At 52.9% G+C, this 25,926-nt stretch carries 19 protein-coding genes; 4 read left to right on the top strand and 15 right to left on the bottom strand.

Going from position 1 to position 25,926, the window contains the following annotated elements; genetic code table 11:
- Positions 1–415: 415 nt before the first annotated feature.
- The 9 genes from RDM26_RS05715 to RDM26_RS05675 form a co-directional block, all read right to left on the bottom strand.
- On the bottom strand, positions 416–1,168 hold the full coding sequence (locus RDM26_RS05715; protein WP_307738043.1) for a VIT1/CCC1 transporter family protein: 753 nt from the start codon (positions 1,166–1,168) through the stop codon (positions 416–418).
- A gap of 438 nt (positions 1,169–1,606) precedes the next feature.
- Positions 1,607–2,578 (bottom strand): PfkB family carbohydrate kinase, encoded by a 972-nt coding sequence (locus RDM26_RS05710; protein WP_307738042.1) that lies wholly within the window; start codon positions 2,576–2,578, stop codon positions 1,607–1,609.
- 27 nt (positions 2,579–2,605) lie between these two features.
- The gene (locus tag RDM26_RS05705) at positions 2,606–3,598 is read right to left on the bottom strand and encodes a substrate-binding domain-containing protein (RefSeq protein ID WP_307738041.1); all 993 of its coding nucleotides are present in this window, start codon (positions 3,596–3,598) and stop codon (positions 2,606–2,608) included.
- 31 nt (positions 3,599–3,629) lie between these two features.
- Positions 3,630–5,027 carry an MFS transporter gene (locus RDM26_RS05700; protein WP_307738040.1) on the bottom strand — a complete coding sequence of 466 codons (1,398 nt, stop codon included), beginning with the start codon at positions 5,025–5,027 and terminating at the stop codon, positions 3,630–3,632.
- Positions 5,027–5,971 (bottom strand): nucleoside hydrolase, encoded by a 945-nt coding sequence (locus tag RDM26_RS05695; protein ID WP_307738039.1) that lies wholly within the window; start codon positions 5,969–5,971, stop codon positions 5,027–5,029. The genes RDM26_RS05700 and RDM26_RS05695 overlap by 1 nt, the downstream gene beginning before the upstream one ends.
- Before the next feature lie 234 nt (positions 5,972–6,205).
- The gene (locus RDM26_RS05690) at positions 6,206–7,915 is read right to left on the bottom strand and encodes a hypothetical protein (RefSeq protein ID WP_307738038.1); all 1,710 of its coding nucleotides are present in this window, start codon (positions 7,913–7,915) and stop codon (positions 6,206–6,208) included.
- A gap of 99 nt (positions 7,916–8,014) precedes the next feature.
- The gene (locus tag RDM26_RS05685) at positions 8,015–9,133 is read right to left on the bottom strand and encodes a phosphotransferase (protein ID WP_307738037.1); all 1,119 of its coding nucleotides are present in this window, start codon (positions 9,131–9,133) and stop codon (positions 8,015–8,017) included.
- A 152-nt stretch (positions 9,134–9,285) separates the two neighbouring features.
- Positions 9,286–9,600, bottom strand: coding sequence for a hypothetical protein (locus RDM26_RS05680; protein WP_307738036.1), 315 nt, complete (start codon positions 9,598–9,600; stop codon positions 9,286–9,288).
- Positions 9,601–9,615: 15 nt separating this feature from the next.
- A complete protein-coding gene (locus RDM26_RS05675; protein ID WP_307738035.1) occupies positions 9,616–11,391 on the bottom strand; it encodes a sodium/solute symporter in 1,776 nt (591 codons plus the stop codon).
- A 305-nt stretch (positions 11,392–11,696) separates the two neighbouring features.
- Here RDM26_RS05675 and RDM26_RS05670 point away from each other — a divergent pair, with 305 nt between their 5' ends.
- The gene (locus RDM26_RS05670) at positions 11,697–13,640 is read left to right on the top strand and encodes an OPT family oligopeptide transporter (RefSeq protein WP_307738034.1); all 1,944 of its coding nucleotides are present in this window, start codon (positions 11,697–11,699) and stop codon (positions 13,638–13,640) included.
- 253 nt (positions 13,641–13,893) lie between these two features.
- Here the strand turns inward: RDM26_RS05670 and RDM26_RS05665 are convergent, their stop codons facing one another.
- Genes RDM26_RS05665 through RDM26_RS05655 form a run of 3 tightly spaced genes read right to left on the bottom strand, consistent with a single transcriptional unit; the run spans position 13,894 to position 16,103 of the window.
- Complete coding sequence (locus RDM26_RS05665; protein WP_307738033.1) at positions 13,894–14,457, bottom strand: GNAT family N-acetyltransferase; 564 nt, start codon at positions 14,455–14,457, stop codon at positions 13,894–13,896.
- Between the two features lie 52 nt (positions 14,458–14,509).
- Positions 14,510–14,806, bottom strand: coding sequence for a ferredoxin family protein (locus RDM26_RS05660; RefSeq protein ID WP_024059407.1), 297 nt, complete (start codon positions 14,804–14,806; stop codon positions 14,510–14,512).
- 1 nt (position 14,807) lies between these two features.
- Positions 14,808–16,103, bottom strand: coding sequence for an FAD-dependent oxidoreductase (locus tag RDM26_RS05655; RefSeq protein ID WP_307738032.1), 1,296 nt, complete (start codon positions 16,101–16,103; stop codon positions 14,808–14,810).
- Between the two features lie 129 nt (positions 16,104–16,232).
- On the opposite strand from RDM26_RS05655, the gene hrpA reads away from it, so the two are divergent.
- A complete protein-coding gene (gene hrpA, locus RDM26_RS05650) occupies positions 16,233–21,026 on the top strand; it encodes an ATP-dependent RNA helicase HrpA (protein ID WP_307738031.1) in 4,794 nt (1,597 codons plus the stop codon).
- Between the two features lie 10 nt (positions 21,027–21,036).
- Here hrpA and RDM26_RS05645 read toward each other — a convergent pair whose 3' ends face one another.
- From RDM26_RS05645 to RDM26_RS05635, 3 genes are all read right to left on the bottom strand, one after another.
- Positions 21,037–22,428: a protein kinase gene (locus RDM26_RS05645; protein ID WP_307738030.1), complete on the bottom strand. Its 1,392-nt coding sequence runs from the start codon at positions 22,426–22,428 to the stop codon at positions 21,037–21,039.
- Positions 22,429–22,514: 86 nt separating this feature from the next.
- Positions 22,515–23,030, bottom strand: a complete 516-nt coding sequence (locus RDM26_RS05640; protein WP_307738029.1) for a SprT-like domain-containing protein — start codon at positions 23,028–23,030, stop codon at positions 22,515–22,517.
- Positions 23,031–23,080: 50 nt separating this feature from the next.
- Positions 23,081–23,611, bottom strand: a complete 531-nt coding sequence (locus RDM26_RS05635) for a phosphoribosyltransferase family protein (protein ID WP_307738028.1) — start codon at positions 23,609–23,611, stop codon at positions 23,081–23,083.
- Between the two features lie 174 nt (positions 23,612–23,785).
- Here RDM26_RS05635 and RDM26_RS05630 point away from each other — a divergent pair, with 174 nt between their 5' ends.
- Both RDM26_RS05630 and RDM26_RS05625 read left to right on the top strand, forming a co-directional pair.
- Positions 23,786–25,225 (top strand): GuaB1 family IMP dehydrogenase-related protein, encoded by a 1,440-nt coding sequence (locus RDM26_RS05630; RefSeq protein ID WP_307738027.1) that lies wholly within the window; start codon positions 23,786–23,788, stop codon positions 25,223–25,225.
- A gap of 56 nt (positions 25,226–25,281) precedes the next feature.
- The gene (locus RDM26_RS05625; protein ID WP_307738026.1) at positions 25,282–25,761 is read left to right on the top strand and encodes a low molecular weight protein-tyrosine-phosphatase; all 480 of its coding nucleotides are present in this window, start codon (positions 25,282–25,284) and stop codon (positions 25,759–25,761) included.
- Positions 25,762–25,926: the final 165 nt, after the last annotated feature.

Here is a 25,926-nt window from a genome sequence, read left to right as displayed (position 1 = left end):
CCTGCGATCTTGCTAATCTTACTCCCTCTACGTATTCCCGGCGCGAGCGGGGATAATTCCGCTGATTCGGCTTAAAGCACCGGCGAGGTCGGGTATTCCCCGCGCGAGCGGGGGTAATTCCCGAACTACAAGCCAACCCACCCGTTGCAGGCGGTATTCCCCGCGCGAGCGGGGGTAATTCCGGTGAAAGACGCGGTTAGCCCGCCGATAGTATGTATTCCCCGCGCGAGCGGGGGTAATTCCGTACTGGCCGAAGACGTGCGTATCGCCTACCGGTATTCCCCGCGCGAGCGGGGGTAATTCCGAGATAATCGCCATTATCCCAGACCACACACCGTATTCCCCGCGCAAGCGGGGCAAATTCGACTATACCGAGCGCAAAGCTTCCCGATTATCCGCTCCATTAGCAGAAATATTACAGCGACAAACCCACCAAATGCCCCACTGCGCCGGTAATCAGCATGGCGAGGGCGCCTCCGATAATCACCCTGATTACCGCGCGTCCTCGGGGAGCTTCCGAAAGCCAAGCGGAGGTGTATCCCGCTAAACCTAGCGCCACTAAAGTCAAGATGAAGGTGGCGATAAACTTGGAGGCCGGCGGGAACAGCAGGATGGCCAGCATCGGTAACACTGCGCCTAAGACAAAGGAAATCGCAGAAGAAAAGGCAGCGTTCCACGGATTAACGAACTCTTCCGAATCAATCGAGTAACGCGCCTCTACCTGCGCCGCTACCGGGTCAATCGCAGAGTATTCTTTCGCTACTATCCGGGCAGTTTCGGGAGATAGCCCTTTGGCTTCGTAAACCTTAATCAGTCCCTCAAACTCGCCCTCGGGATCTTTCTTCAGTCGCGTCTTTTCTTTATGGACGAGCGCCTGCTCCGTGTCCTTTTGAGTAGATACAGAAACATATTCGCCAGCTGCCATGGAGATAGCCCCCGCGACCACGGCCGCCATCCCAGCGGTAAAGATCGCGATATTGTTCTGCGGGTCAGCCGCGGCCACCCCGACTACTACGCCGGCGGTTGAAACGATACCGTCATTAGCGCCCAGAACCCCAGCACGCAACCAATTAAGTTTAGAGGCCGTCTTTACGCTTTCATCGGTATGCTCATCTCGCTGCCGCGAATCGGAAGATTTTCCTAGTAACCTTTCGCCCGCCAAACTCATTTGGCACCTCCGTTTATCTGCGTATTTTTGCCTCTCGGCATTCTTAGTGACTTCACGGTCACCCTAGCAGTACAAAAGTTTTTGGGGATTAACGGGCTAGGTTATGAAGCAGGAAAAGCTTCGCCCTCGGAAAGTAAAGCGCTACCTCTAAGGGAAGGCGAGCCATAGGAAAACTATATCGTTGCCCTCAGGAAGTCTTCGGAAACAACGGATAAGAGGGACGCGCCGAGATGAAGTAGCTACCTAGCGGCGCTTAGTTCTCGGCGCTCACCCTCACCGGAGCGAGCGCCGACCCTCATGAAGGAAAGTGGGGCTTACCTTAGTTAGAGTCCGACCCCACAGTTATATCGAAAACCTCGCTAGCCGGCGCAAATATTGCTTTCCTAGCGTCCAGTTTGCGCGATTAAGGAAACCACCCCGTTGCATAATACCCGCGGCTCACCCTGCCTGTTGCGACAAGAAATCACGAACTTCACTGGCGCTCCGATAAGAGGATTGTGCCCCCATTTTTGCGGTTGCCAGTGAAGAAACTGCCGCCGCCAGGCAGGCGCCATCTGCCAGCGAACATCCTGCCGCCAACGCACTCAGCAAAGACCCCATAAAGGAATCCCCGGCTCCGGTGGTATCTACAGTATCGACCTCAAAAATAGGGATCCGGGTTACTTCGCCGGAATCTAGCACCAAAGACCCACTACCACCTAAAGTTAGAACTACCTGTTCGAACCCGAGGTCGGCAACCGCTTTACGCAGCTCGTCCAGGTTAGTCACGTCTATTTCCCGGCCTCCTAGTACCGCCAGTTCATGCTGATTAACAATCAGCACATCAACCAGTTTCAGCAGTGATTCCGGCACTTGGGTGATGGGCGAGAAGTTCAGCACCACCTGCACCCCGGCGTCGTGGGCTATTCTTGCTGCTTCCTCCACCGCATCCAGCGGAGCTTCCAAACATAAGCCCAGGATTTTCGCCGAAGTAATTATCTGACTTTCTTCCCGCACGAAATCTGCATTTACCAGTGCATTCGCGCCGGCTGAGTATACAATAGTGTTTTCTCCCGCCGCGTCCACAGTAATCATGGTGGATCCGGATGGCTCCTGGCAGCGCCTAATCCCAGCGGTGTCTACTCCCGCCTTGTTTAGAGAATCCCATAGGAGGTCACCGTGGCTGTCGTTGCCTAATGCCCCTATCAGCTTGGTTTTTGCCCCTAAAAGAGAGCAAGTTACTGCCTGATTAGCAGATTTTCCTCCCGGAAGAGTAACTACCGGCCCGCCGATCACAGTTTCACCTGGCCGAGGAAGCCGCTCAGTTTCCACCGTCAAATCAGCATTGATCGACCCCATCACCGTCACCGGAGCCCCGATAGAGGACAACACCTTCTGGGCGGTAGCCACTGTATCGTTCGAGTTTTTCATGTCGTCTCCCCAAATTTTTAGTAATAGTTAGTTTGCTAGCGTTGGAGTTGATTCCCGTAGCAGTAGTTTCGCGGTAGTGTTTTTTTCTACTGGTTTACCGCCTCTACCAGCTATTCTTTTCAGCAGCAGATTCACTGCCAGGTCAGCCATCTTGGAAATGTCAGTATCAATCATGGTTACGGAAGGTGTCATTGCCTCTAACCAGTGCAAACGGTCAAACGTGGCGATCCCTATATCTAATCCGGGACGAATCTGGCACGCTTTCAGGCCTAGCATCGCTCCCAAGGCAATAACCCCAGAGGCACATACCAGGGCATCCGGTGTCCCTTTTGCTAGCACCTGCTTTATCGTCACATCTCCTCCGGTCTCTTGGAATGGGCTCGAATATGCTTGCACTCTGGAGATACCGGCTTCCGCGAGCGCTGCGCACAGCATCCGGTGCCGAGTATCCCCGGTACTGGTTGATTCTGGACCTGACAGCACTGCCACTGATTGGTAACCATTTGCCGCAAAATGTGCAGCTAACTGCGTAACTGCTTGACTGAAATCGCAGCCGACACTGTCTACCTCGGCTCCGGTAATCTTACGGTCAACCGCCACCGTAGGCACTTCCTTAATGTGGGAAAGCATCTTCGAGGTCGGTCTTCCAGCAGGAGTTAACAACAAGCCATCGATATTTTGCGACAGCATAGTTTCCACTATTTTTTCTTGAGCCTCCGGTTCTTCTCCGCCATTACCAAGCATGATTTGGTAGCCCTTGGTTCGGGTTTGACGTTCAATGCGATCAGCTAGTTCGGCAAAAAAAGGGTTAACGATATCCCCCACTACCACCCCGATGAGGAGGCTCTTCCCAGCGCGCATAGACGCTGCTCTCATATCTTTGCGATAGCCAAGTTGGTCAGCCATCTCGCGTACCCGTTGCTTAGTACTATCTGGGATAGTGGGGGAATCGTTGAGGCAACGCGAGACCGTTGAGACATTGACACCTAGTTGTTCGGCGATTTGTCTAATAGTAGTCATAGCGTTCCCTCGTTAGACATTAAACTGCGTGCTAACTGGCTTTTTCGTCCTGGCCAGCTGGCTGCGGGATTAGGAAGGATGATCCGAGAGCCAAAACCAGAAGGATGCCACCCGCAATAATAGCGCCTAAATGCCCTCCGTAGCCTCCTCCTAATGAGGTCATCACCGCATAGAGCACTGCGAAGGAAATACCCGCACCCAGGTTGAAAGCTCCCGCGTTAAGTCCGGGAAGGTAACCAGGATTATCGGAGGGTGATAGTACAATTCCAAGACCGTTAAGCATAATATTTGCGGTACCAGCATAGGCTAGACCAGCAAGTATAGATACTACTAGCAGCACCCAGGCGGCAGCGCCATTCATAGTCAGCGCCAAAATCGCTAGGGAGATCAGAGAACCAATAAGCCCGTACCGTAATACTTTGCGATATCCGAAGCGTCCCGCGAGGGTACCCGCTACCGGCCCCATCACTAGGCCAGCGATTGCATAGGGAGTGAGCGTCCAAAACGAGACCACGTCTGCACCCAGCGCTGCGCCGAACTTTCCATCTTGGGCAATAGAGGGCACGATGCCGTTCATGATCGCGAAGATACCCGTCATGGTAAGTATGGTAGTCAGCAACAAAGCCCAAGTACTGCGTGATCGCAGATAGTGACGGGTAACCAGCGGATGGTTGGTTTTGCCTTCTTGACGCCAGAACAGCAAGAAACATAGGGCGCTGGCCAGCACGAGAATGATAACTAACAGCCAGTTTGCCTCCCCTAGTTTAGCGATCTCGTTAATGGCGGTTAAGGCGGCACCTACTGCCACCACCAGGTATAGCGTGCCCAGCCAATCCATTGGCTGAGGACTGTCCACTGTTGATTCATCCGTTAGTGAGCGCACTCCCACTGCCGCGATCGCTGCGATCACTGCCATCGTCCAAAACACTGAGGCAAACCCGAAATTCTTTGCCAGCCAGCCGCCTGCAATGGCATCTATTCCGGCGATACCGCCGTTAACTGCGGTAATAATCCCCATGAGGGTGCCATAGCGTTTCGGATCAGGTACCGCAACCCGTAGCATGATCAAACATAGGGGGACTGTCGGCCCGGCAACGCCTTGAATAGTGCGCCCAATGAACAGTAGCGCAACTGAACCGGTAACTCCTGCCAGAGCAGAGATGACACACCCTATAGCAGTGAGCACCATCATGGCGGTCAACAGTTTGCGCCGCCCGATCATATCACCAAGCCGCGGTAAGAACAGGCTGAAAAGAGCTGCCGCCGTAAAGAACACGGTCTGAGTTAAGCCAATCATCGCGGCGGTGGTGTGAAGTTCTTTTTCCATCAGCACCAGGGCAGGTGAAAGCATAGACGCGTTTAACTGAAACGCGAAACAGGCTACTAGCAGCGCGGTCATCACCGCACCTACGGAACGTACTTTTGTCATTAGCAGTCTCCTTTCTGGACGCGGTCAATGGAGTCTATAACTAGCTCCCAAAAACGTTCGAAATCAAGGTCAGTGGCGGCCTTAGTATGGCATTCTTCCCCTGCCGGTTCTCTAAAGTCGGCAACAGTCATTCCCACGGTTAGCTCTCCACGCAACTCAATATTGATGGGTACTCTCACCGTTTTTACAATTGAGGGGTCGATTAAATAGGCCACGGTGCAGGGATCGTGTACCGGTGGATAGTCAAAGCCTTGTGAGTCTTGATATGCCTTACGGAAGAATACGAACAGATCCAAGACGAACTGCGCAACCGGTCCGCCGAGTTTTTGGATTTTCGCGGTAATTTCATCGGTAGCGAGTGCCTGGTGGGTCAGATCTAATCCCACCATCACCACTTCCCAAGGTTCATTGAACACGATATGAGCTGCCTCGGGATCGACTTTGATATTAAATTCGGCGACCGCCGACCAATTGCCTACATGATAACCACCACCCATAAGCACAACTTCTCGCACCCGTTCTACGATGCGCGGCTCTTTGCGCACTGCCATCGCAATATTGGTGAGCGGTCCGGTAGGTACCAGGGTAATTTCTCCTGGCTCGTGACTCATAATAGTGTCAATGATCAGGTCTACCGCATGTTGATTAACGAGCGGTTGCGGTTCGGGGAGTTCTACCCCATCCAAGCCGGATTCTCCATGTTGCCCGGGGGCTACTTCGGCCTCACGAACTAACGGGCGATCACAACCGGAGGCGATCGGCACCCCCTGCATGCCATAAACAGTGGCTATACGCTGGGCGTTGTTGGTTACCTTCGCCAGAGTTTGGTTTCCCCCAACAGTGGTAACCGCCAATAGTTCGATCTCGGGACTAGCATGAGCTAGCAGCATGGCAATAGCATCGTCATGGCCGGGATCGCAGTCCAGGATGATTTTTCGCGACATCTTTGTCTCCTTAGAGCGATTGCTAAATCGTTACGCAAACGTTTGCGTAAAATAATACTAACACACCTCCTCCGCTCTCGCAAGAGTATTCAAAGAAAATAATTGGGGATGTGCCTTCGCGTCACCCGAGGGGGTAACCTGCGCGCTACAAACACTTACTTTTAATGACGCGCGCCCACGCTTAATGATTCTCGACTACTGGTATTGACTACTAATTAGTCACCATCAGCGGATTTACTTGCTGCCCACAGCCTCAATGGCACCAATCGTGGGGCTGCTCGCAATGGGGTTACCTAAAAAGTCTTTTTCTACCGGGCTGCCGTTGGCATCTACAATCGGTTTCCCCGCGTTGATAGCGGCAGAGCCCGCTACCGGCTTGAAACCATCAAAAACAGTACTGCCAGTAGCTCCATCATGAGGGCGAGCCTTCCGGTCAGCTGCGATCGGCACTGCCGAGTCGTCGCATAATAGCGCAGATCCCGCAGCGACTACTTGTTTATTTAGATCTTCGGGCAATGAGGATAAGTTATAGTACAAATTGTGGTCATAGGACTGGTTTCCCGCCTCCCAGTTCTCAGTTACCTCTTGAACATCGTCCGGCTTATAGAAGATATTATTTTCTATTTTCGCCGGCGCATCTCCCCTGGTAATTACGCTAGAACCATTGGCGAGGATAAAAGTATTGTTATAAACATGGGCATCAATTTGTCCTGATAAGTCTAAAGCCCCACGCCCATCACTATGGGCAATGTTGTAGCGAAATACGTTATGCAGGGAACCTTTTTCGCAAAACATAATGGTGGCACCGCTATTGCCATAGGAATAGTTGTACTGGTAGATGGTTCCGTCACCATAGTCAGCATCCCAGGGTTGGCCATCTCCATTCCCGTTATATGCGTTGCGGGTATGGTAGGCCTCATTGTATTGAAACACCGCATTCTTACAGCGCCAAGGCCAGATAGCAGCGGCCACGCGACCCCAGTCAGAATCCTGCGGTCCCTCGATATTGTAGGGATATAAATAGTCAGAGTCGTTAATGTACTTGGCGGCTCCTTCAGAAACGTTGTATTCAATCAAAGGGCGATCACAATACATAGTAGTGATCGCATCTCCCCCTGCATCCCTAACATAGTTGCCGCGAATCACTACCCGGCTAGAACCATATTTAGCGATAACCTCATCGGGAATTGGACCATCTTGCGGTTGATCAATTAGATTTTGATAGGCAGTGTAACCGGCTGCTATCCCCCAACGACTAACGTCTTCTACCCGGTTATTCAGTATCTGCAAATCATCAAAGCGCGCAATTTCCTCTTCTACAGTCGACGGTTTTCCCGTTTGAGGATAGTGAGCAATGAAATAAATACCGCCATTAGCCAGGTGCTTATCGTAGATATTGCCGTCGACATCATGAACATACATATCCGAGACCACAATGTGCCTCATAGGCTCATCCTCGGCAATGCCGGCTATTCCCGTACGATCCAGCGCTAAACCGTCGTTAAACTCTTTCGGATCAGCATCGGGATTCATCTCCCGGTCATTAGTCACTTCCAAACCAGAAATCTCCAAATAACTAACATCTTTAAGGAGCACCGCACTAGAGATTTCTGCTTGATTACGATGAAGCTCAATACTTGCGTGATAATCCTGGTACCACCGTCCCTGCCCATTAGCGTTAATCACTGGGCGTGCGCTTCCCTCACCATAAGGTTTGATTTCAATAGGTGCCTGTGCAGATCCGGCAGAACCACTCTTAATATGGAGAGCCTGACCGTTCCAGGTATCTCCACGTTTCAACAAAACCTTATCGCCCGGCTGGAGTTGAATATCGTTTATTCTGGCCAAGGATTTAAATGGCTGCTCACAACTGGTTCCAGAGTTATCATCATTTCCGCAACTATTAGAGACATAGTAATCCCTGCCCGCTACAGCCTTCATCATGCGCCTCTCTGTATATATAGGTAGAACCGCTATTGTATCTGGCAACCGGGTCTGTTTGCAGCTTTCCGTTAGCCAAACAGTCTGTAGCACCCAAGTATTCTAGGCGACATTTTCCGCAACTATCTGTTGCATCATCGAGAATTTACTTTCCATATCACGCACTAGTTTGGCCTGGGTACGAGATCGATCCAAATTGTGTTCTGGGCGGTGAATCTTAAAATAGTTATCCCCCAGCAGATAGTCAGTCAAAAACCGCATCCCGCATTCATAGGTCATCACCTGGGCACCCAGCGGAAGCAACTCAATCTCTAAATCAGATAAGCTTCCTTGTACGCCCTCTAAAAACCCTTTAGTAAACGCGGTAAACAGCTCCATAGAACACGACACTTTAGACAGGTCAGTCTCGTCCTCCGCACCAGTAGAAGCTCCGAAACGAATCGAATCCCCGAAATCATTTATCGCCAGTCCTGGCATCACGGTATCCAAATCTATAACCGCGATTGCTTTACCGGTGTCCGCATCAATCAGTACATTGTTGAGCTTGGTATCATTGTGGGTTACCCGCAACGGCAGCTTTCCAGCTGCTTGCAAATCAGCAAATGCGTGTGCCAAATGCTCATATCGGCGATAAAAATCAATATCTTCCCCAACCTGGTTGGCTCGCCCTAAAGGATCAAGAGCTATCGCCTGTTCGAACTGAGAGAAGCGGTCAACAGTGTCATGGAAGCGCGGAATTACCTCATGTAAAGAGTCTGCTGGAAAATCAGCCAGGCGGCGCTGAAAACTTCCAAAAGCCAAACCGGACTGATAAAAATCCTGCGGATTCTCAATCAAATCTAGGGTGAAAGCATTGTCAATATAGCTGTACATCCGCCACCAGTTCCCATCGGGATCACGGTAACAAGGATAGCCATCAAAAGTGCGGATTATTCGCAGCGTCTCCCGGTCTGGGTTGCCACCCTCCTGTTGGATACGTTCCCGTAAAAACTCGGTAACTGCCGCAATGTTTTCCATTAACTGTACGGGATTAGTAAAAATATCGGTATTAATCCGCTGCAAAGTCAGTGGCAGTTCGCTGCCGTCCTCCAGGCGACATTTGGCCAATAAAGTCTCGTTGATGTGTCCCGATCCGTAAGGGTTAGCGGTTAAGAAATCGCCTTGAACCCGAAAGTTTTCAACTGCCCGCCGCACCTGCGCAACTTGTAAATCCTGCATCATCTAGTTCCTTTAACTACCGTTGGCCGATCAGCCATGACAAACCCAGCAAAACCATTACCGCCCGACTTTTCACCAGTTCTCAAAGAGCGAGCACGCAACCATTATCTAAGCCTACATTGCGTGCTCGCTCTTTGAAGAGGTAAACAAACTGATTACTTATGCGGGTTCCCCGAGGTAGCGTTCTCGTGGGCGCGTTTAGTTTCCTCATCCGGATTCCCCATACCGGCACTGGGATTAAACCAAGTCCAGACCAAGAACACCAGAGCAGTAATCAGTAGCCCTACGCCGGAATACATATTGGCATTAATCGGGGTGTTATTTATTCCCTCTAGATTATTTTCCACATAGTCCGGAACCGTGGCGGGTTCAATTACCAGACCGCACACAATCAGGAACAATCCGATAATCCCCAGCACCAGGCCACAAACAACTCGAATATCGTAAAGGTGAATCTTCTTTTGCTTCATTTGTCTTACCTCCCCTTAGTGGAAAAACGTATTCAAGGCGATCACCAGCACACCGGCTACTATCGCGAGTGGAATAGGACGGCGCATTACCGGCAACTTATGTAAGTTCGGGTCAACGCGGCGTTCTTTAGGAGTAAGCGACCAAACGAATCCCTCGAGCTCCGCATAATCCTTGGGTTTGGTAAACAGGGAAACCACCACGTTTACCAGCACGCCAACTACAAAGGCCGCGCCCGCAGCAATGAACGCTTGGCCTTGGCCGGGCAGCTCTAAAATCTTGTTCCAGCACAAGACGTTGACCAGCAGTGCCGCTAAAGTACCGAACAACAAACCAGTCCAGCCGCCGGAGGGCGTTGCCCGCTTCCACAACATACCGATGATGAAAGAGGCAAACAGCGGCGCATTGAACATGGAGAACAATTGCTGAAGCAAGTCCATAATGTTCGGGTACAGGGAGGCAATCAACGCAGTAAATACCGCAACGGTACATGCCACAATAGTGGCGTTTCGTCCCACCTTCAAATAGTGCTCATCAGATTCATTCGGCTTAAAATAAGCTTCATAGATATCGACGGTGAACACCGTGTTAAAGGCGGATACGTTCGCTGCCATTCCCGCCATAAAGGAAGCGAGCAAACCGGCAATCGCCAAACCTAGCAAACCATTAGGTAGTAAATCTCGCATCATTAGCAGCATGGCATCGTTATAGCTAACTTCGTAACCCGCCGGGACGTGCGAAGATAGGTTCGCGAGTGCTTCCTCGCCTACCCCCATGAACTTTGAACCGCCCTTGAGCTTTACAATTTCCGGAATCAATACCCCAGCTACCATACCCGGGATGATCACCAGGAACGGAATAAACATTTTCACGAAGGTTCCAATAATCGGAGTCTTTTGGGCGGCAGAAATCGAATCTGAAGCCATCGCCCGCTGGACTTCCACGAAGTTTGTGGTCCAATAACCGAAAGCCAAAACAAACCCTAGCCCCATAACCAAGCCAAAGACTGACATTGCGGGCGAGTTGAAGCCTGACAATAGAGTGCCCGGCCATGAATGCAGTTGGTTATTCGGATCCTGATACACCGGATTAGTGGCCTCATTTGCCCATTTGGTGATTTTCTCGGTTAATCCTTGATAGCCACCTACGCGATATAAGCCAATCAAAGTTACCGGCAGTAGTGCGGCGACGATTACGAAGAACTGCAAAACTTCGTTGTAGATGGCGGCTGCCAGACCGCCGATGCTGATATAGGTCAGCACGATTAGCGCGGCAATAATCAGGGAAATCCATAACGGGATTCCCAACATTCCGTTAACGATTTTACCTAGCAAATACAGGTTTACCCCGGCGATTAGCAGCTGCGCGAGGGCGAAGGAAAGCCCGTTGATTAGATGAGCGGCAGTTCCGTACCGCTTAAGCATAAACTCGGGAACCGAGCGGACTTTCGAACCGTAATAGAACGGCATCATCACAACACCCAGGAACAGCATTGCCGGAATCGCGCCCAGCCAAAAATAATGGAACGTGGGCAGACCGTATTGTGCGCCGTTCGCACTCATTCCCATAATCTCAACTGCGCCCAAGTTGGCAGACACGAAAGCCAGACCGGTTACCCAGGCAGGTAGCGAACGCCCACCAGTCAAGAATTCATCAGATGAACTGGCCTTTCGCTTCATCAGGAACCCAACGGCCACTACAAACGCAAAGTAAACAATGATTGGGAAATAGTCGTAAAACTTGGGCTCAATCAGGGTAGTTATCTCATTGGGCATAAGTATCGGGTGGATCATTCCCTCCCCCTTATAAAAAAAGACGTCATTAACCCGTCGCAGCTTAGGTGAATTTCCGTAAGGGGAATCGCCCGGGGCTTTGGCGGCTACCTGTCACTATACTGTGATTAGCTCACCACAAAAGTATGTTTTACTAATTTTTTTCTCCATCTTTACCCGCGAGGGGATTTTTTGGCTATAACCCCCATTTACTTTTACGACTGCCTTTATTTGCCCCCTGCCACTCAAAGCGGTTCGGGTTTTTTAAATCTCTTGTCGGGTCGTATCCTGAATTCGGCTCATGTGACCAAGGAGATCGGCCTACGATGACAACTGAATCGAAAACAGCAGTAAAAGAACTAACTATTCGCGGAGTGATTATCGGGGGAATCATCACCTTAATCTTCACAGCCGCGAATGTTTATTTAGGGCTAAAAGTCGGGCTGACTTTTGCCACCTCGATTCCGGCGGCAGTTATTTCCATGGCGATTCTGCGGTATTTCAAAGATCATACCGTGCAAGAAAACAACATCGTACAGACCATTGCCTCAGCAGCCGGAACCTTGTCGGCAATCATTTTCGTGCTACCTGGCCTAATCATGGTGGGCTGGTGGAGCGGCTTCCCCTATTGGACTACCGCCCTCTTATGTGCCCTGGGCGGGATTTTGGGGGTGACCTATTCTATTCCCTTGCGACGCGCCCTCGTAACCGGTTCTGACCTTGCTTTTCCCGAGGGCGTAGCGGCGGCGGAAGTCTTAAAAGTCGGGGACACTAGCGAAGGCGCCGCCGACAACCGGCGCGGTCTGCATGTGATTATTTGGGGAGCCATTTCTTCCGCTTTCTTTTCCTTGCTCACCAACCTGAAAGTCGCGCTTTCCTCTGTCACCACCGCATTTAAAGTGGGAGCGGGTGGCACTATGGTGGGAACTAGCCTGTCATTGGCACTTATCGGAATTGGACATTTGGTAGGTCTGGGTGTCGGTATTGCCATGATTTGCGGCATGCTAATCAGCTATGGGGTGCTGCTCCCTTACTTCTCTTCTGGTCAGCTCGGCAGTGGGGATATTGCCGAGGGCGTGCAAGGAATTTTTGCTTCCGATGTACGTTTCGTAGGCGCTGGCACTATCGCTATTGCCGCTATCTGGACGTTCCTAAAAATCATTGGACCGATTTTTCAAGGAATGCGCGAATCCATTAGCGCGTCTCGTAAACGAAAAGGTGGACTCACTCTCCCTGCGCAAGAACGAGACCTGCCCGCATCTTGGGTTATCGGTATCACCTTAGCTTTAATGATTCCGATCGGGGTTCTATTGTGGCTATTTTTGCGGGGCAGCTCCTTAGAGCATCACACGGGGGGACTTATTTTCTTGTCAATCGTGTTCATCTTGGCGCTTGGGCTGGCAGTTGCCAGCGTCTGTGGCTATATGGCGGGACTGATAGGTTCGTCAAACAGCCCAGTTTCTGGGGTGGGAATCCTGGTGGCGATTCTGACGGCTCTGGTCATTAAACTAGCAACTCCGGCCGGTGCCGACCCTAAGACACTTGTCGCCTACACCCTGTTCACGGCGGCAATCATATTTGGTATTGCCACTATTTCCAACGACAACTTACAAGACCTTAAAACAGGTCAATTGGTGAACTCGACCCCTTGGAAACAGCAGCTGGCGTTGATAATAGGGGTAGGTTTCGGCTCTTTAATAATTCCACCAGTGTTACAGCTGATGAACACGGCTTTCGGATTTCAAGGAGCACCTGGTGCGGGCAAGAATGCGCTGGCTGCTCCGCAAGCCTCTCTGATTGCTGAACTTACCAAAGGGGTATTTGGAGGCGATATTGACTGGAGTCTGCTGGGATTAGGCGCTGTAATCGGAGTGGCGATAATCGTCATTGATGAACTGCTAAAGCACCTGACCTCTCGCTATTCGCTGCCCCCGATTGCAGTCGGGATGGGAATGTACCTGCCGATTACATTAACGATTCTGATTCCGGTTGGCGCTACCTGCGGAGTTCTCTTTAACCGCTGGGCTAAAACCAGGAAGAATCCGGAGGCGGCTTCGCGAATGGGAACTTTGCTGGCTACCGGGTTAATCGTAGGGGAAAGCCTGTGGGGCGTGGTTTATGCCGCGATTGTGGGAGGTACTGGCAGCGGAGAGCCGCTGGCAATAGTACCTGATTCCTGGTCGGGAGTGTCCTCCCTGGTCGGGCTAGTTATCTTTGTCGCTATAGCGCTTTGGGGCTACCGCTACGCAAAGAAACAGGCCGAGGCGTAAAATCAATCAAATTGATGACGCTATAGGAGAATCAAATCCCTTTACCCGCACGCAACTGACTGACGTTGCCGCGCGGAGGCTTACGAGAAAAGCGCGGGGAATCGGTTTTCTCCGAGCAGGCGCGGTGGGCATAAGAATTTGGAAAACGTCGCTACGTTTTCCAAATTCTTGGGCGGGAGGAAAAACCGATTTTCCGCGCGTCACCAGCCCCAGACGCTCTTATTGATCTGTGTATTGGGGGGCACGCAGGCGTCTATAGCCAGCGGCCGGGGAACTGCACTACGCTGGCCTGCGGCTCCACCAATTTCACCAGGTCACGGTGTTCGATTCCAGCATCCAGGTAGGGGGCGCGGGAAGTAACTAGCCGGTAGCCGAGTTTTTGATAGAACCCGATAACTGGCGCTTGAGCTGCTATTTGTAGTAGCAGCGTTCCCTCGTCCTCGGAGCTCGCCCAACTGCTAAACGCTAAACGTTCGGCGCCGAGTAACAGTTCTTTACCGTTACCGCACCCGCGGGCGGCAGGTAGTACGGCAAAACGACCTAGCTTCCCGGTAATAGTGTCTCGTGGCAGCTGGGGAAACATTTGTGCAAGATCGACAGGAATACCAATTTTGGGCGGGGAGATCCGGGCTGCCGCGATAGTTCCGGAGGCGTCCTCGCCTAAAAGATGGATAGTTCCCTGGGCGAAGTCGATATCGTCAATTTCCCGATCCAAAGAGATTCCTTGTTCCAGGTGAAAAACCGCGCGACGAGTCGCGAAGATATCTAACATGTCGCGTGCGGTCTCAGCTTGACGAATCTGCATAGGGGTACTCATGCATTTAAGGATAACTATTTTTTGCGGCTCGAGCCGCCTTCCACGGGATTACTTACCCCTCCCGGTAGCTAATGCCCATCATGGAGCGCGGGTAACGCCATTTGAGCACCCCGGGAGGAGCGACTGCCAGGCAGGTGCCACATTCTAGGCAGGCGGCGTATTCGATATCGACTGTTCCGTCCTCGCGGGCGGTATAGACATGAGCGGGGCAAACGCGCTCTAGAAGTTTGCCGGCGTCCGTGGCTTTCGCTAGTTCTTGGTCGATAACGATATGAGATTCTTCTTCGTCAACCTCATAAATATTGGCGCTAAGTCTCTCAGATACGGATTCGGGAAGGTAATCAGTCATTTTAAATCGACCTCACTGCTTGTAAACCGAGCTTCACCAGCCGGCGCATACTCAGTGGCGATTTCTTCAACGCTGCCCGCGCCACTGGTAATAGCCGCTGTCGCGGGGTGGTATCCAGGTTATAGACCCCGTGGAACACGTCCGCCGCGAGCCGTCCTACCTGGCCGTATAGTTCCTGGTTGTGTAGGAACTGCGGCGCGCGCGCGAAAGTTTCCATATCTTTACCAACGAAAGTCGCCTGGTAGTTTTCCAGATATTTACCTAACGAGGACGCACTATAGTTTTCTGCTTTGAGCGCAGTATCAATGGCGCTGGCGGCGGCTTGGGCAGATCCGGCTGCCAAGTCCATTCCCCGAATCGTGAACCCGGTGTTGAGGGTAAACCCGGCGGCGTCCCCGATCAGCACCAGTCCATCGTGAACCAGCCCGTGCTGCATGGTTTTTCCGCCTTCGGCTACCAGGTGACATCCGTATTCCAGCAGTTTCCCTCCGCGCAGGAACGGTTCGATAAAGGGATGTTTTAAGAAATGGTCATGCAGTTCAGAAGAGGATAACTGTTTTTTCTTCAGGTCATCTAGCATCGCCACGATCCCGATAGATACCGAGTCGTGATTGGTATACAGGAAGCCGCCGCCAGCTACCCCCTGGGTGCAGTCCCCCACCATTTGATAGGCCGCGCCCTCGCCCTCTTGCAGGTTGAAGCGTTCTTTAAGGGTTTCTTCCCCTAGCTGGATAACAGATTTTACCCCCACTCCCAGGTGACCCAGCGGTTCTTTAGGGCGAATCCCGGCATATTGCGCGAGGAAGGAGTTCACCCCGTCAGCTGCCACGATTATTTTGCCGTATACGGTGTCTTCTCCCGCGCGCACTCCGCAGAATTTGCCGTCCTCGCGCACCAGTTCATCAACTTTCATGCCTGGCATAATGGTGGCACCGGCATTTTCTGCCTGCTCCGCGAGCCAAGGGTCAAGTTTGGCGCGCAGAACACTAACCGCGTTTACCGGGTCAGTTAGCCTTTGATCCCAATACTCCATATTTACGGCGGAGGTCGGGTTCAGGAAGGAAAGAGTGTTCTTGGTGATTTTCCGTTCAAGGGGCGCTTTTTCAATAAAGTCCGGGAAAATCTGGTTCATTACCTGGCAGTAAAACACCCCGCCCGAGAGGTTCTTAGCCCCCACTTCCGAGCCCCGTTCAATCAATAAGACCTGGTGACCCTCTTTTGCTAAAAGGTAGGCACATACCGTTCCGGCGACGCCGCCACCTACGATGATGACATCGAAATCGTATTCCACACTCATGTTTTATCTCGCTGCCTCCACTGAGCGGTTATTACCTATTCAAGGTCTCTACTTTATCGCAGTTAGCAGCTTGCAATAATGACACCGGCTCGATAACCGCTAGACTTTGCTCAGAGGTAAAGGAGGGCGATGAGCGAGCAGCACGCAGCTAGCAAGCAGGATAAGCGCCCTGCGCGAGCTGAAAAAACCGGTAAGAAAGCTAAGCATCCTGCCCGCCGCCACGCGAAAACCTTAAATAATGCGCCTGCTCAAATAAGCTTTCCCGCCGAACTTCCCGTAAGTGCTAGGCGGCAAGAAATCGCCGAAGCTATCAAGAATAACCAAGTGGTAGTGGTTTCTGGGGAAACGGGTTCCGGGAAAACTACCCAGCTACCAAAAATCTGCCTAGAGCTGGGCAGAGGACGCGGCGCTTTAATTGGACACACGCAGCCGCGCCGGATTGCTGCTCGCTCGGTGGCTACCCGGATTGCCAGCGAGCTGGGGGAAGAGCTGGGTAAAACCATCGGCTTCCAGGTGCGTTTTACCGATGTGATCTCTAACAAAACCATGGTGAAGTTGATGACGGACGGGATTCTATTGGCAGAAATCCGCACCGATCCCCTGCTGAAACGCTATGACACTATCATTGTGGATGAAGCCCACGAACGCTCCCTGAACATTGATTTTATTTTGGGGTATTTGGCGCGCCTGTTGCCGCGCCGCCCGGATTTGAAAGTCATTATTACCTCGGCAACTATTGATTCGCAGCGTTTTGCCGAGCACTTTTCTCGTCCCTCTTCCCCGGTGCCGATTATTGAGGTATCTGGCCGCACCTACCCGGTTGAGATACGTTACCGCCCACTGGATGGCTCGGATACTCAGGGTGAGGACGAAGTAGAAGAAGAGGAAACCCCTGGGCAGAACCGCAAGAATCTTTTTGACCAGCAGAAATCGGGAACCGCCCGCGGTGAACTGAAAGACCAAACTGAGGGAATCTGCCAGGCGGTTGATGAACTTTTTGCTGGCGACCCCGGGGATATTTTGGTGTTTTTGCCCGGTGAGCGAGATATTCGGGACACTGAGGCCGCTCTCGCCACGCATTTAGGTTCCCGGTACGTGCGCGCCGGCGAGCGTACAAACACTCCGGGAGCAGTAGAAATACTGCCGCTATTTGCCCGATTGTCCCCGGCCGAACAGCAACGCATCTTCGCCCCGCATCCTTATCCGCGAATTGTGCTCGCCACCAATGTGGCGGAAACTTCACTGACCGTACCGGGTATTAAATATGTGATTGATCCTGGTCTGGCGCGGATTTCTCGCTATTCGCAGCGCACTAAAGTGCAGCGCCTACCGATCGAGGAAGTATCCCAAGCCAGTGCCCGTCAACGGGCGGGACGTTGCGGGCGGATTAGCGAGGGGATTTGCATCCGGCTGTATTCGGAAGAGAACTATCTGGCACGCCCGCGTTTTACTGAACCCGAGATATTGCGTACTTCCCTAGCTTCGGTGATTTTGGCGATGGCCTCGCTAAACCTGGGGAAAGTGGCCGATTTTCCCTTTATTGATTCCCCGGATCCTCGGCAAGTCCGTGACGGGGAGCAGCTGCTTTACGAATTGGGGGCCCTGTCACTTAGGAGCGAAAACACCGAGGGCTACCGCCTTACCAAGCTAGGCAAACGCCTCGCCAAGTTACCGATTGATCCTCGTCTTGCCCGCATGCTGCTGGAGGCGGAGCAGCGCGGATGCGTATCGGAGGCATTAGTTATTGTTTCGGCGCTGTCGATGCAAGATGTGCGCCTGCGACCTTTAGAGCACCAAGAGGCCGCGGACCAGGCCCATTCGCGTTTCCTAGATACCAGTTCTGACTTCCTGACTTACCTGAATCTTTGGCGCTACCTGCGCACCCAATCCCGTGACCTATCCGGGAGCGCTTTTCGAAAAATGTGTCAACGCGAGTTTTTACATTATTTACGTACTCGGGAATGGCAAGACCTCACCCACCAATTGCGGCAACTATTAAAAGAATTGGGAATCAGTGCCCGCCCCTTGGCTAAGCCCTCCCGCTCAAGCTACCAGACAGACCCGGAATCCCGAGACCTGATTGCGGCTTGTCAAAGCCTTACTTCCAAGCATTCTGACACGGACGCGATTCACCGTTCCCTGCTGGTAGGAATGCTTTCCGGGATTGGCAACTGGGATCAGCGCGCCAAACAATACCTGGCGCCGCGCGGCGCTCGTTTTACGATTTGGCCTGGATCTGGGCTCTCAAACCGCACTTTCGATTGGGTAATGGCTGCCGAACTGGTGGAAACCTCCCGGCTTTTTGCCCGCAACGTTGCTCGGGTTAACCCCGATTGGATTATTCACGCGGGAAAACACCTGGTGAAACGCTCCTATGGGGAACCGTATTGGTCGAGCAGGAAAGGTACCGCAATGGTACCGGAGCGCATTACCCTGTATGGCCTCACGATTGCCGCTGATGTGCCGGTTCCCCTATCCCGGCTGGGCAATACCCAGATGCCCGCCTTCTCGTCTGTGGCAAATAACCCGGATCTTCCCGGTGAGCACTCCCCGCAGACCGCTAAGCAGTGGGCACGCGCTCTCTTTATCACTAATGCGCTGGTCAGAGGGAATGCCCCCTTAAACTATCCCTTTTTAAAACGCAATGAAAAGCTACTGCAGCGCGCCCTAGAAGTTGAGCAACGTACCCGCCAGGCCGGGATGGTTGCCGGAGAGGACGCTTTGGCGGCATTTTTTGCTGCCCGCTTAGGCAAAGAGGTAACCAATCCGGGAACTTTTGCGGCCTGGTTCAAACATCAAGATGACCCCCATATATTGGATTACCCTGAAGACGTGGTGCTCACCCCAACAGCCACCCAAAAAGCGCCCCGCAACTATTCCAGCGGTGAAGCCGCAGACCATTCCATTGGGGGCAGAACCGATTTGGCCGGCAAACTTACCCGGCTGTCTCACACCGGATTCCCCGATCGCTGGGTAGGGGCAGAGTTTAGTTTGCCCCTGCAGTATCACTTCGCTCCCGGTAAGGAAGAAGATGGGATTACCTGCCAGGTCAGCTTAGAACAGCTGCCGTACCTTAATCCGCAAGAGTTTCAATGGACGGTGCCGGGACTGTGGCCAGAGCTGTTCACCGCGCTGATTCGAGCGTTACCGAAAGCGGTGCGCCGCCAACTAGTGCCTGCTCCCCAGGTGGGGGCGGAAGTAAGCGCGTGGATTGAGCGGGAACTGGCCCATCCCACGGCTGCTACTGGTGCCGCCGAAAGCCGCGAGCCCACCCCGGTGCAGATTAAGCAAGAGGAAGCGCTGCAAGCTTCCCTGGGACGCCTAGCTGCTTGGGCAGGGATTGAAAAAAGTAATAATAACGCTCCTACCAGCGACAATCAGTCAAAAGTTCAGGACAATAGCGGCAGCGCGAAGGGCGCTCCGGATGCTTCGGAGAGCACAGAACGGGGAGAAAACGGGAACGCACCAGGGACAGGCACTCCGCAAGACATTGCACCCGCAGCGCCGGACACCTCTAAACAACCTAGCCACCGCGTCCAAGCGGACGCCGCAAAGAAAAAGCAGCAAACTGCCCCCTCCCGTCCGCTGGCTCAGCTTTTCATCGCGGCTCTAGACCAGCTACGCGCCGTGGAAGTAACCGAACACGAATTTTCCCAGGCGGTCACCACCTTGCCCGCCCATTTGCGGATTCGCTTTGCGCTGCGCGTAGGGAAAGAGCAAATATATTCTCGCGACCTCGAAAAACTGCAGAAGCGCTACAGTAAAAAAGGACGCGCCGCCCGCAAACAGGTAATCCGGGAAGCCCTCTCGCAGGTAAGCAAAGCCGAAAGCAGAAAGAAAAACCCTGTCCATTCCCAAACGAAGCGTGGCAATCAGGAAGCTACTAAGGATTCCAAGCAGCGTTTCCCGGAAACAGATTATGCTCACACTTGGCCGCAAATCCGCAACCGAGACGCAGTTTTAACTGCTGAAATAACTATTTCTACCGGCGAGGTGTCTGGACGATCCTTCCCGGGGTTACTGCCGCAGCGCCTTCCTCGCCCCTTTGGGCTATCACTGCTGTCTGGCTCGCAAAAAAACCGCTACGAAAATCCCCCTCCCGCCCGATCTGGCAGTGAAAGCCGCAGCCAGCCGGACTCCGCTTCCCTGGTTTTCCCGGTGCGAGTGGCGCGCTTCGACAGCTTGCTACAGGCTCAGCGCGCCCACCACTTTGGGGTTACCTGCCTGCTTTGCTCCCAGCTTTACTTACCACCTAGCCGCATCTTTACCCGCTGGCCAGCTCGTTTAGCACTGAACCTGGCGGCACTGCCTTACGAAAAAGTAGCATTACTTTCCGATCTGCAGCTGGTTGCCACCTGGCGCTGCCTCAAAAAAGCCCGGGCCGATACCTGGACAGTTCGGGATTCTTCCACCCTGCGGCAACTCGCTGCAGATTTCCGTGACCGTTTCGAGGACGAAGTGTACGTCCTCGCCCGCGAACTTGGGGAGGTGGGTGCCAGCTACCGGGAGGTATCAGCTGCCCTCTCCTCGCATTTCCCCCTCGGAGCCTTAGGGGAAGTTACCCAGGTGCGTTCCCAACTATCACAGCTGATTTACCCGGGGTTCCTGTGGGACTTGTGTGAGGGAGCCGAGGATTTAGGACGCTACTTACAGGCGATAGCTATTCGCCTACAAAAGGCAAGTCAGGGGCAAAACAAGGGAAGCCACCAGGAAGAACAGGCTCTAGCTATTTGGGAGGGCGCGCGCGAAAAGCTAGACAACCAGGAAAACCTAGTCGCCGATCCTGCTTCCGTAGCCGCCCTCATCCACGGACGCTGGCTAATAGAAGAGCTACGGGTTTCGCTGTTTGCCCAGCCCCTAGGTACGCGGGAGCGCGTTTCACTACCGCGCCTAAGCAAACTTCTAAAAGAAGCGCGGCTCTAAGCTGGGTTCCTTAAAGCAATAGCAAAACTACCGCTGCTACCAGGGTGATTAGAGCACCAACAGCTAGACCAATTGCGACTCCGCCGGCGATTGCTTTGGCTGCACTTTGGCGGGGAGCTGGGGCACCTTGTCGAGGAGAAACCCTTGCTACCTTCTCGGAAAAGTCAGAATTATTCCCCCAAGCTCCCAGCGTTTGCTCATTTGCACAAGCCTCCTGCTCCCTGTGCGGCGATAACTCCCCCGCGGATCCCACTTCTTCCCCGATCGCCTCCTCAGTATTAACCATAATCGCCGGAGGTAAAGTCACCGGCTGCCAGACGGGAGCCACCGGTTCCACCTGCCCGTGCGCCGTCTGCCCCGACTGCGTCTCGGCCTCATCGTGGGCGGGAATAATCGGTTTGACCGATGCCAAGGAAGTTTGAGCATCCGGTGGGGAAATCCGCACCACATCTGCTAAAGGTTGCGGAGGCGGGGGCTCCTTCAACACTTCCAGGGCGTCGAGGGAACGAACCTGGTCAACTACCGATTTCAAGAGGGCGTGAGTCTGAGCAGCGCTGGGTCGTACCGAAGTTTCTTTCGCCAGCATTTGGGTAATCACATTCCATAGGGAGCCGGGGATCCCCGGTAGCATTCCCGGCATATCGTAAAACTGATGGTTTAACACCTCCGCCACCGAGCCTCTGAAAGGGGTGATTCCGCAGAGCAACTCGTAAAGGATCACTCCTAGGGAATAAATATCGGTTTTGGAACTCACCCCTTTACCTTCAATCATTTCCGGCGCCATATAGTAGGGGGTTCCGGAACGTTTCGTGGTTTGGATTTCGTAACGGGGATCAATCCACCGGGCTAAACCAAAATCCGCGATTTTGGGCACCAGGTAGCCTCCTTGTCGTTGCAACAAGATATTCGAAGGCTTTAGGTCGCGATGAACAATTCCTGCTTGATGAATCGGGGAAAGACCAGCGGCAATCCCCATGCAATAGTAGACAGCATCTAGCGGTGGCAGGGTGCCTCTGCTTTTAAGTAACTGTCCCAAATCCCCGCCATCGGTATATTCCATAATGATCGCCATATATTCCGGGGTCTGGATCAGGTCATACACTTCCACGATATTTTGATGCCGCACCCCGGTGACCAAATCTTTTTCCATTCGAAAGCGTTGAACAATCCCGGGCTTGATTGCCAATTTGGAACGTAAAATCTTAGCGGCATATAAGTTTCCCCAAGGATCAGCGACCTTCCACACTTCACCCATAGTGCCCGAACCCAGGGCTTTTAACAGCCGATAACCAGCTATAACTGTGGAATCTTGGGGGGCGGACCGGATAGTTGAATTCTCCGGATTCTCGGCAGCAGGGAGGGGTTGTCCGGCATAGGGGTGTGGCATCTGATAATTATCCATACATTCCCTGCAACTTGGTCGATAATCTTTCAGCATCCAGTTTAAAGCTTCAAAAAGAGAATTCCTCTCTCACCTAGCTCCAACTTTTAATGATTCTTACAGATTTTGCGAAGTTCGCGTAGGTATGCCCGGTGATGATGGGGAGGGCTTCCCCGGTAGGTCCAAGTAAAAATGTTTTCTATTTTAAAGTCACGAGAACACTTAGAGCAGGCTAAAACTCGGGTAGGGGTGCGGAAACGTTCAATACGGTGTCCGGCTTTACATACCCCGATCCAAGGAGCCGGGAGGGAGGGAGCGTTAGGGGATACCGTCCGTTCGCCGTTACCTCCTAGGGCTTTAACCGCCTGCTGCCAGCGCTTACCATGCCCCGCCTTAGACCCTACTTGCGCATGAGCGACCTCGTGTAAAACCACTTCGCGTGCGGCAGCCGAATCGTAGAGCGGAAGTAGATAGCGAGAAAAACTAATCCTTTTATCTCCAAAATGGCAGGCGCCAGCCCGGCGGCGCGCATGATCGAGACCAACTTCCCAGTCTTGCAGACCGCAGGCGTCCAAGGTACGGCGCGCTAACGCTAACACCTCTTCCAAGCTCTCTACTTTCAAAAGCAGCCTCTCCTCGCTGGATAGCGGGGAGGGACACTAACGATTGCCCCTTAGTGTCCCAACCCTTCCGCTGTCACCGGAGGCAGAGTCGACCAGGGGAAATTAATCCATTTATCGGTGTGCTTTAGTACATAGTCGGGGGTAATAATCGACCGCGACTTCACATAGATACAAGCACATTTGGCTTCTGAAACCGCTACCCGCTCGCCTTCTTGCCCAGAAGGAATCCCGCGTTCGCGAATCAAGCGCATCACCAATTCGAGAGTTTTCCCCGAGTCGGCAACATCATCGACTACCAATACTCGTTTACCGGACAGGGCGGAAACATCCATTAACGGCGGAATTAGCACTGGTTCCGGCAGAGTTTCCTCGATATCGGTATAAAACTCTACATTCATGGTGCCGATTGCTTTAAGCCCTAACGCGTAAGACAAAGCACCCGCCGGTAACAATCCACCCCGAGCCACCGCCACTACTAACTCCGGCATCCATCCGGAATCTACAATATTTTGCGCAATTTTTCGGGTAGCATCTCCGAATCCTTGCCAGGTGAGCACTTCCCGATCTTGTATATCTGCCATAAAACTAGCCTAGCTATCTTTAGGAAACTTTTTGAAACTGCGAGCGAATATTTTTCCTGATTTGCCTTCTCCAAGTTATTTACCAGGGATAACACTCCTTATTATGCCTCGAAATACTCTTCAGGTTGATTAAGGTCTCCCCCTTTTGCTTTCTTTGCACTAAGCTGAGTAGCCGTGCGCTTTTTGAATGGAATGTCGGCACCTTATGAGCTGACCTATGACGATGTTTTTATGGTTCCTTCACGTTCGGGGATTGCTTCCCGCTTCGACGTGGATTTATCTTCCGATGATGGCACTGGCACCACGGTGCCGATTGTCGTCGCGAATATGACGGCGGTCGCCGGTAAACGCATGGCGGAAACAGTTTCGCGCCGCGGAGGTCTGGTAACTCTACCTCAAGATGTTCCCGGCGATATTATTGCTAAAACCGTTGCTGAGGTTAAAGCCTGTCACACGGTCTATGACACTCCGGTAGTGCTCGGCCCGCACGACACAGTAGCGGCGGCTCTGTCCTTGATTTCAAAGCGCTCCCACCGCGCAGTACTGGTTGCAGATGAAGAAAACCGCCCGATAGGGGTAGTTCCCGAATCGGCGCTGACCGGGGTAGATCACTTTGCGCAGCTACATACGGTGATGGATACCCACACCTTGCTATTACCGGAGGGGATTGGCCCGGAGGACGCTTACCGCCAATTAGCGGAAGAACACCTCGGTCTCGGCGCAGTAGTAGACACTGACGGACGCCTGGTAGGGGTAATGACCGCGCCAGGGGCGGTGCGTTCTTCCATCTATACCCCGAACACTGATAAAGACGGCAAGCTGCGGGTAGCTGCGGCGATCGGCATTAACGGTGACGTGGCGGGACGAGCCTGCCAACTGGTAGCAGCGGGCGTAGATGTCTTAGTGGTCGACACTGCCCACGGATATCAAGATAAAACCATCGAGGCTTTAAAGGCAGTACGAGCTACCTCAGTGGAAGTACCTATTGTGGCAGGAAACGTAGTCACCGCAGATGCAGTAACCGAATTGGCTGCTGCCGGCGCCGATATTTTGAAAGTCGGCATTGGCCCAGGCGCAATGTGTACCACTCGGATGGCTACCGGCGTAGGTCGTCCCCAATTCTCGGCGGTACTCGAATGTTCGCGCCGCGCCCACGAACTAGGAAAACATGTTTGGGCTGACGGCGGCGTGCGTCATCCGCGGGACGTGGCCTTAGCCTTGGCAGCCGGAGCCTCCAACGTGATGGTGGGTTCCTGGTTCGCCGGTACTCACGAATCACCTGGCGATATTGTGCGCGATGGGAATGGACGCCCCTATAAGGAAAACTTTGGGATGGCTTCACGCCGGGCAGTTCGTAACCGTAATGCCACCTCCCGAGGCTTTGAACGTGCCCGTAAAGAACTATTCGAAGAGGGAATTTCCACCTCGCGGATGTATCTGGATCCTGCCCGTCCCGGGGTGGAAAACTTGATCGACCAGATCTTGGCGGGAGTGCGTTCCTCCTTCACCTATGCGGGCGCCACTAACCAGGCGGAATTCCGGGAAAAAGCAATCGTTGGAATTCAAAGCGCCGCCGGATATAAAGAGGGCGCTCCCGTCGAAAGCTCCTGGTAAACCTGTTAATCAAGAAAAGGGCACACCAAACCAAATAAGTTACGAAAGGAATCATCTTGACCCGGGTACTGTTCGTATGTACCGGTAACATCTGTCGCTCAGTAATGGCACAGGCAGTTGCTGCTCAAAAGGCCGAAGAAGAAAATCTTTATAACCTAGTTTTTGATTCGGTGGGAATCTCTGACGAAGAACACGGCAATCCCCCAGATTACCGTGCCGTACATATCCTGGAAGATCATGGCTGGCTGACGCCAGACCATCATGCCCGCCAGATTAGTCGCAGTGATTTTAACGATTTTGATCTGTTGCTAGCTATGACTAGCGGACACAAACGTGCCCTCACCCGTCTGGCGCAGCGCTGGGGAGCAGATGAGAGCAAAATTCGTCTCTACCGCGAATTCGATCCCGAGGCCAGCGAGGGCGACATGGAAGTTCCCGATCCCTGGTATGGCGGGGAGCGCGAATTCGCGGACACCCTGGAAGTAATCGAGCGGGTAACTCCGGTTCTCCTAGAAGTACTCTCCGAGCTCTCCTGACCCTTCTCACTAAATGTCCTCAGCCTCGGCTGGCGCAGCGCAGGGAGTCGTGCGCGCACAGGGGCGGATTTTGCCTCGCGCCCCGAAATCCGGAAAATGCTCTGGCATTTTCACGGATTTAACGCCCGCAGCCTACCCTACGGCATAAATCCGCCCCTGCACGCT

Source organism: uncultured Varibaculum sp., assembly GCF_902489465.1.
GTDB lineage: Bacteria > Actinomycetota > Actinomycetes > Actinomycetales > Actinomycetaceae > Varibaculum.
Note: the sequence above shows the minus strand (reverse complement) of the source record. Positions and strands in the feature narration are given on the sequence as shown.

Coding starts and splice junctions, on each gene's coding strand:
- RDM26_RS05715 (WP_307738043.1), bottom strand. CDS start 1,168: ATGAGTTTGGCGGGCGAAAGGTTACTAGGAAAATCTTCCGATTCGCGG.
- RDM26_RS05710 (WP_307738042.1), bottom strand. CDS start 2,578: ATGAAAAACTCGAACGATACAGTGGCTACCGCCCAGAAGGTGTTGTCC.
- RDM26_RS05705 (WP_307738041.1), bottom strand. CDS start 3,598: ATGACTACTATTAGACAAATCGCCGAACAACTAGGTGTCAATGTCTCA.
- RDM26_RS05700 (WP_307738040.1), bottom strand. CDS start 5,027: ATGACAAAAGTACGTTCCGTAGGTGCGGTGATGACCGCGCTGCTAGTA.
- RDM26_RS05695 (WP_307738039.1), bottom strand. CDS start 5,971: ATGTCGCGAAAAATCATCCTGGACTGCGATCCCGGCCATGACGATGCT.
- RDM26_RS05690 (WP_307738038.1), bottom strand. CDS start 7,915: ATGATGAAGGCTGTAGCGGGCAGGGATTACTATGTCTCTAATAGTTGC.
- RDM26_RS05685 (WP_307738037.1), bottom strand. CDS start 9,133: ATGATGCAGGATTTACAAGTTGCGCAGGTGCGGCGGGCAGTTGAAAAC.
- RDM26_RS05680 (WP_307738036.1), bottom strand. CDS start 9,600: ATGAAGCAAAAGAAGATTCACCTTTACGATATTCGAGTTGTTTGTGGC.
- RDM26_RS05675 (WP_307738035.1), bottom strand. CDS start 11,391: ATGATCCACCCGATACTTATGCCCAATGAGATAACTACCCTGATTGAG.
- RDM26_RS05670 (WP_307738034.1), top strand. CDS start 11,697: ATGACAACTGAATCGAAAACAGCAGTAAAAGAACTAACTATTCGCGGA.
- RDM26_RS05665 (WP_307738033.1), bottom strand. CDS start 14,457: ATGAGTACCCCTATGCAGATTCGTCAAGCTGAGACCGCACGCGACATG.
- RDM26_RS05660 (WP_024059407.1), bottom strand. CDS start 14,806: ATGACTGATTACCTTCCCGAATCCGTATCTGAGAGACTTAGCGCCAAT.
- RDM26_RS05655 (WP_307738032.1), bottom strand. CDS start 16,103: ATGAGTGTGGAATACGATTTCGATGTCATCATCGTAGGTGGCGGCGTC.
- hrpA (WP_307738031.1), top strand. CDS start 16,233: ATGAGCGAGCAGCACGCAGCTAGCAAGCAGGATAAGCGCCCTGCGCGA.
- RDM26_RS05645 (WP_307738030.1), bottom strand. CDS start 22,428: ATGGATAATTATCAGATGCCACACCCCTATGCCGGACAACCCCTCCCT.
- RDM26_RS05635 (WP_307738028.1), bottom strand. CDS start 23,611: ATGGCAGATATACAAGATCGGGAAGTGCTCACCTGGCAAGGATTCGGA.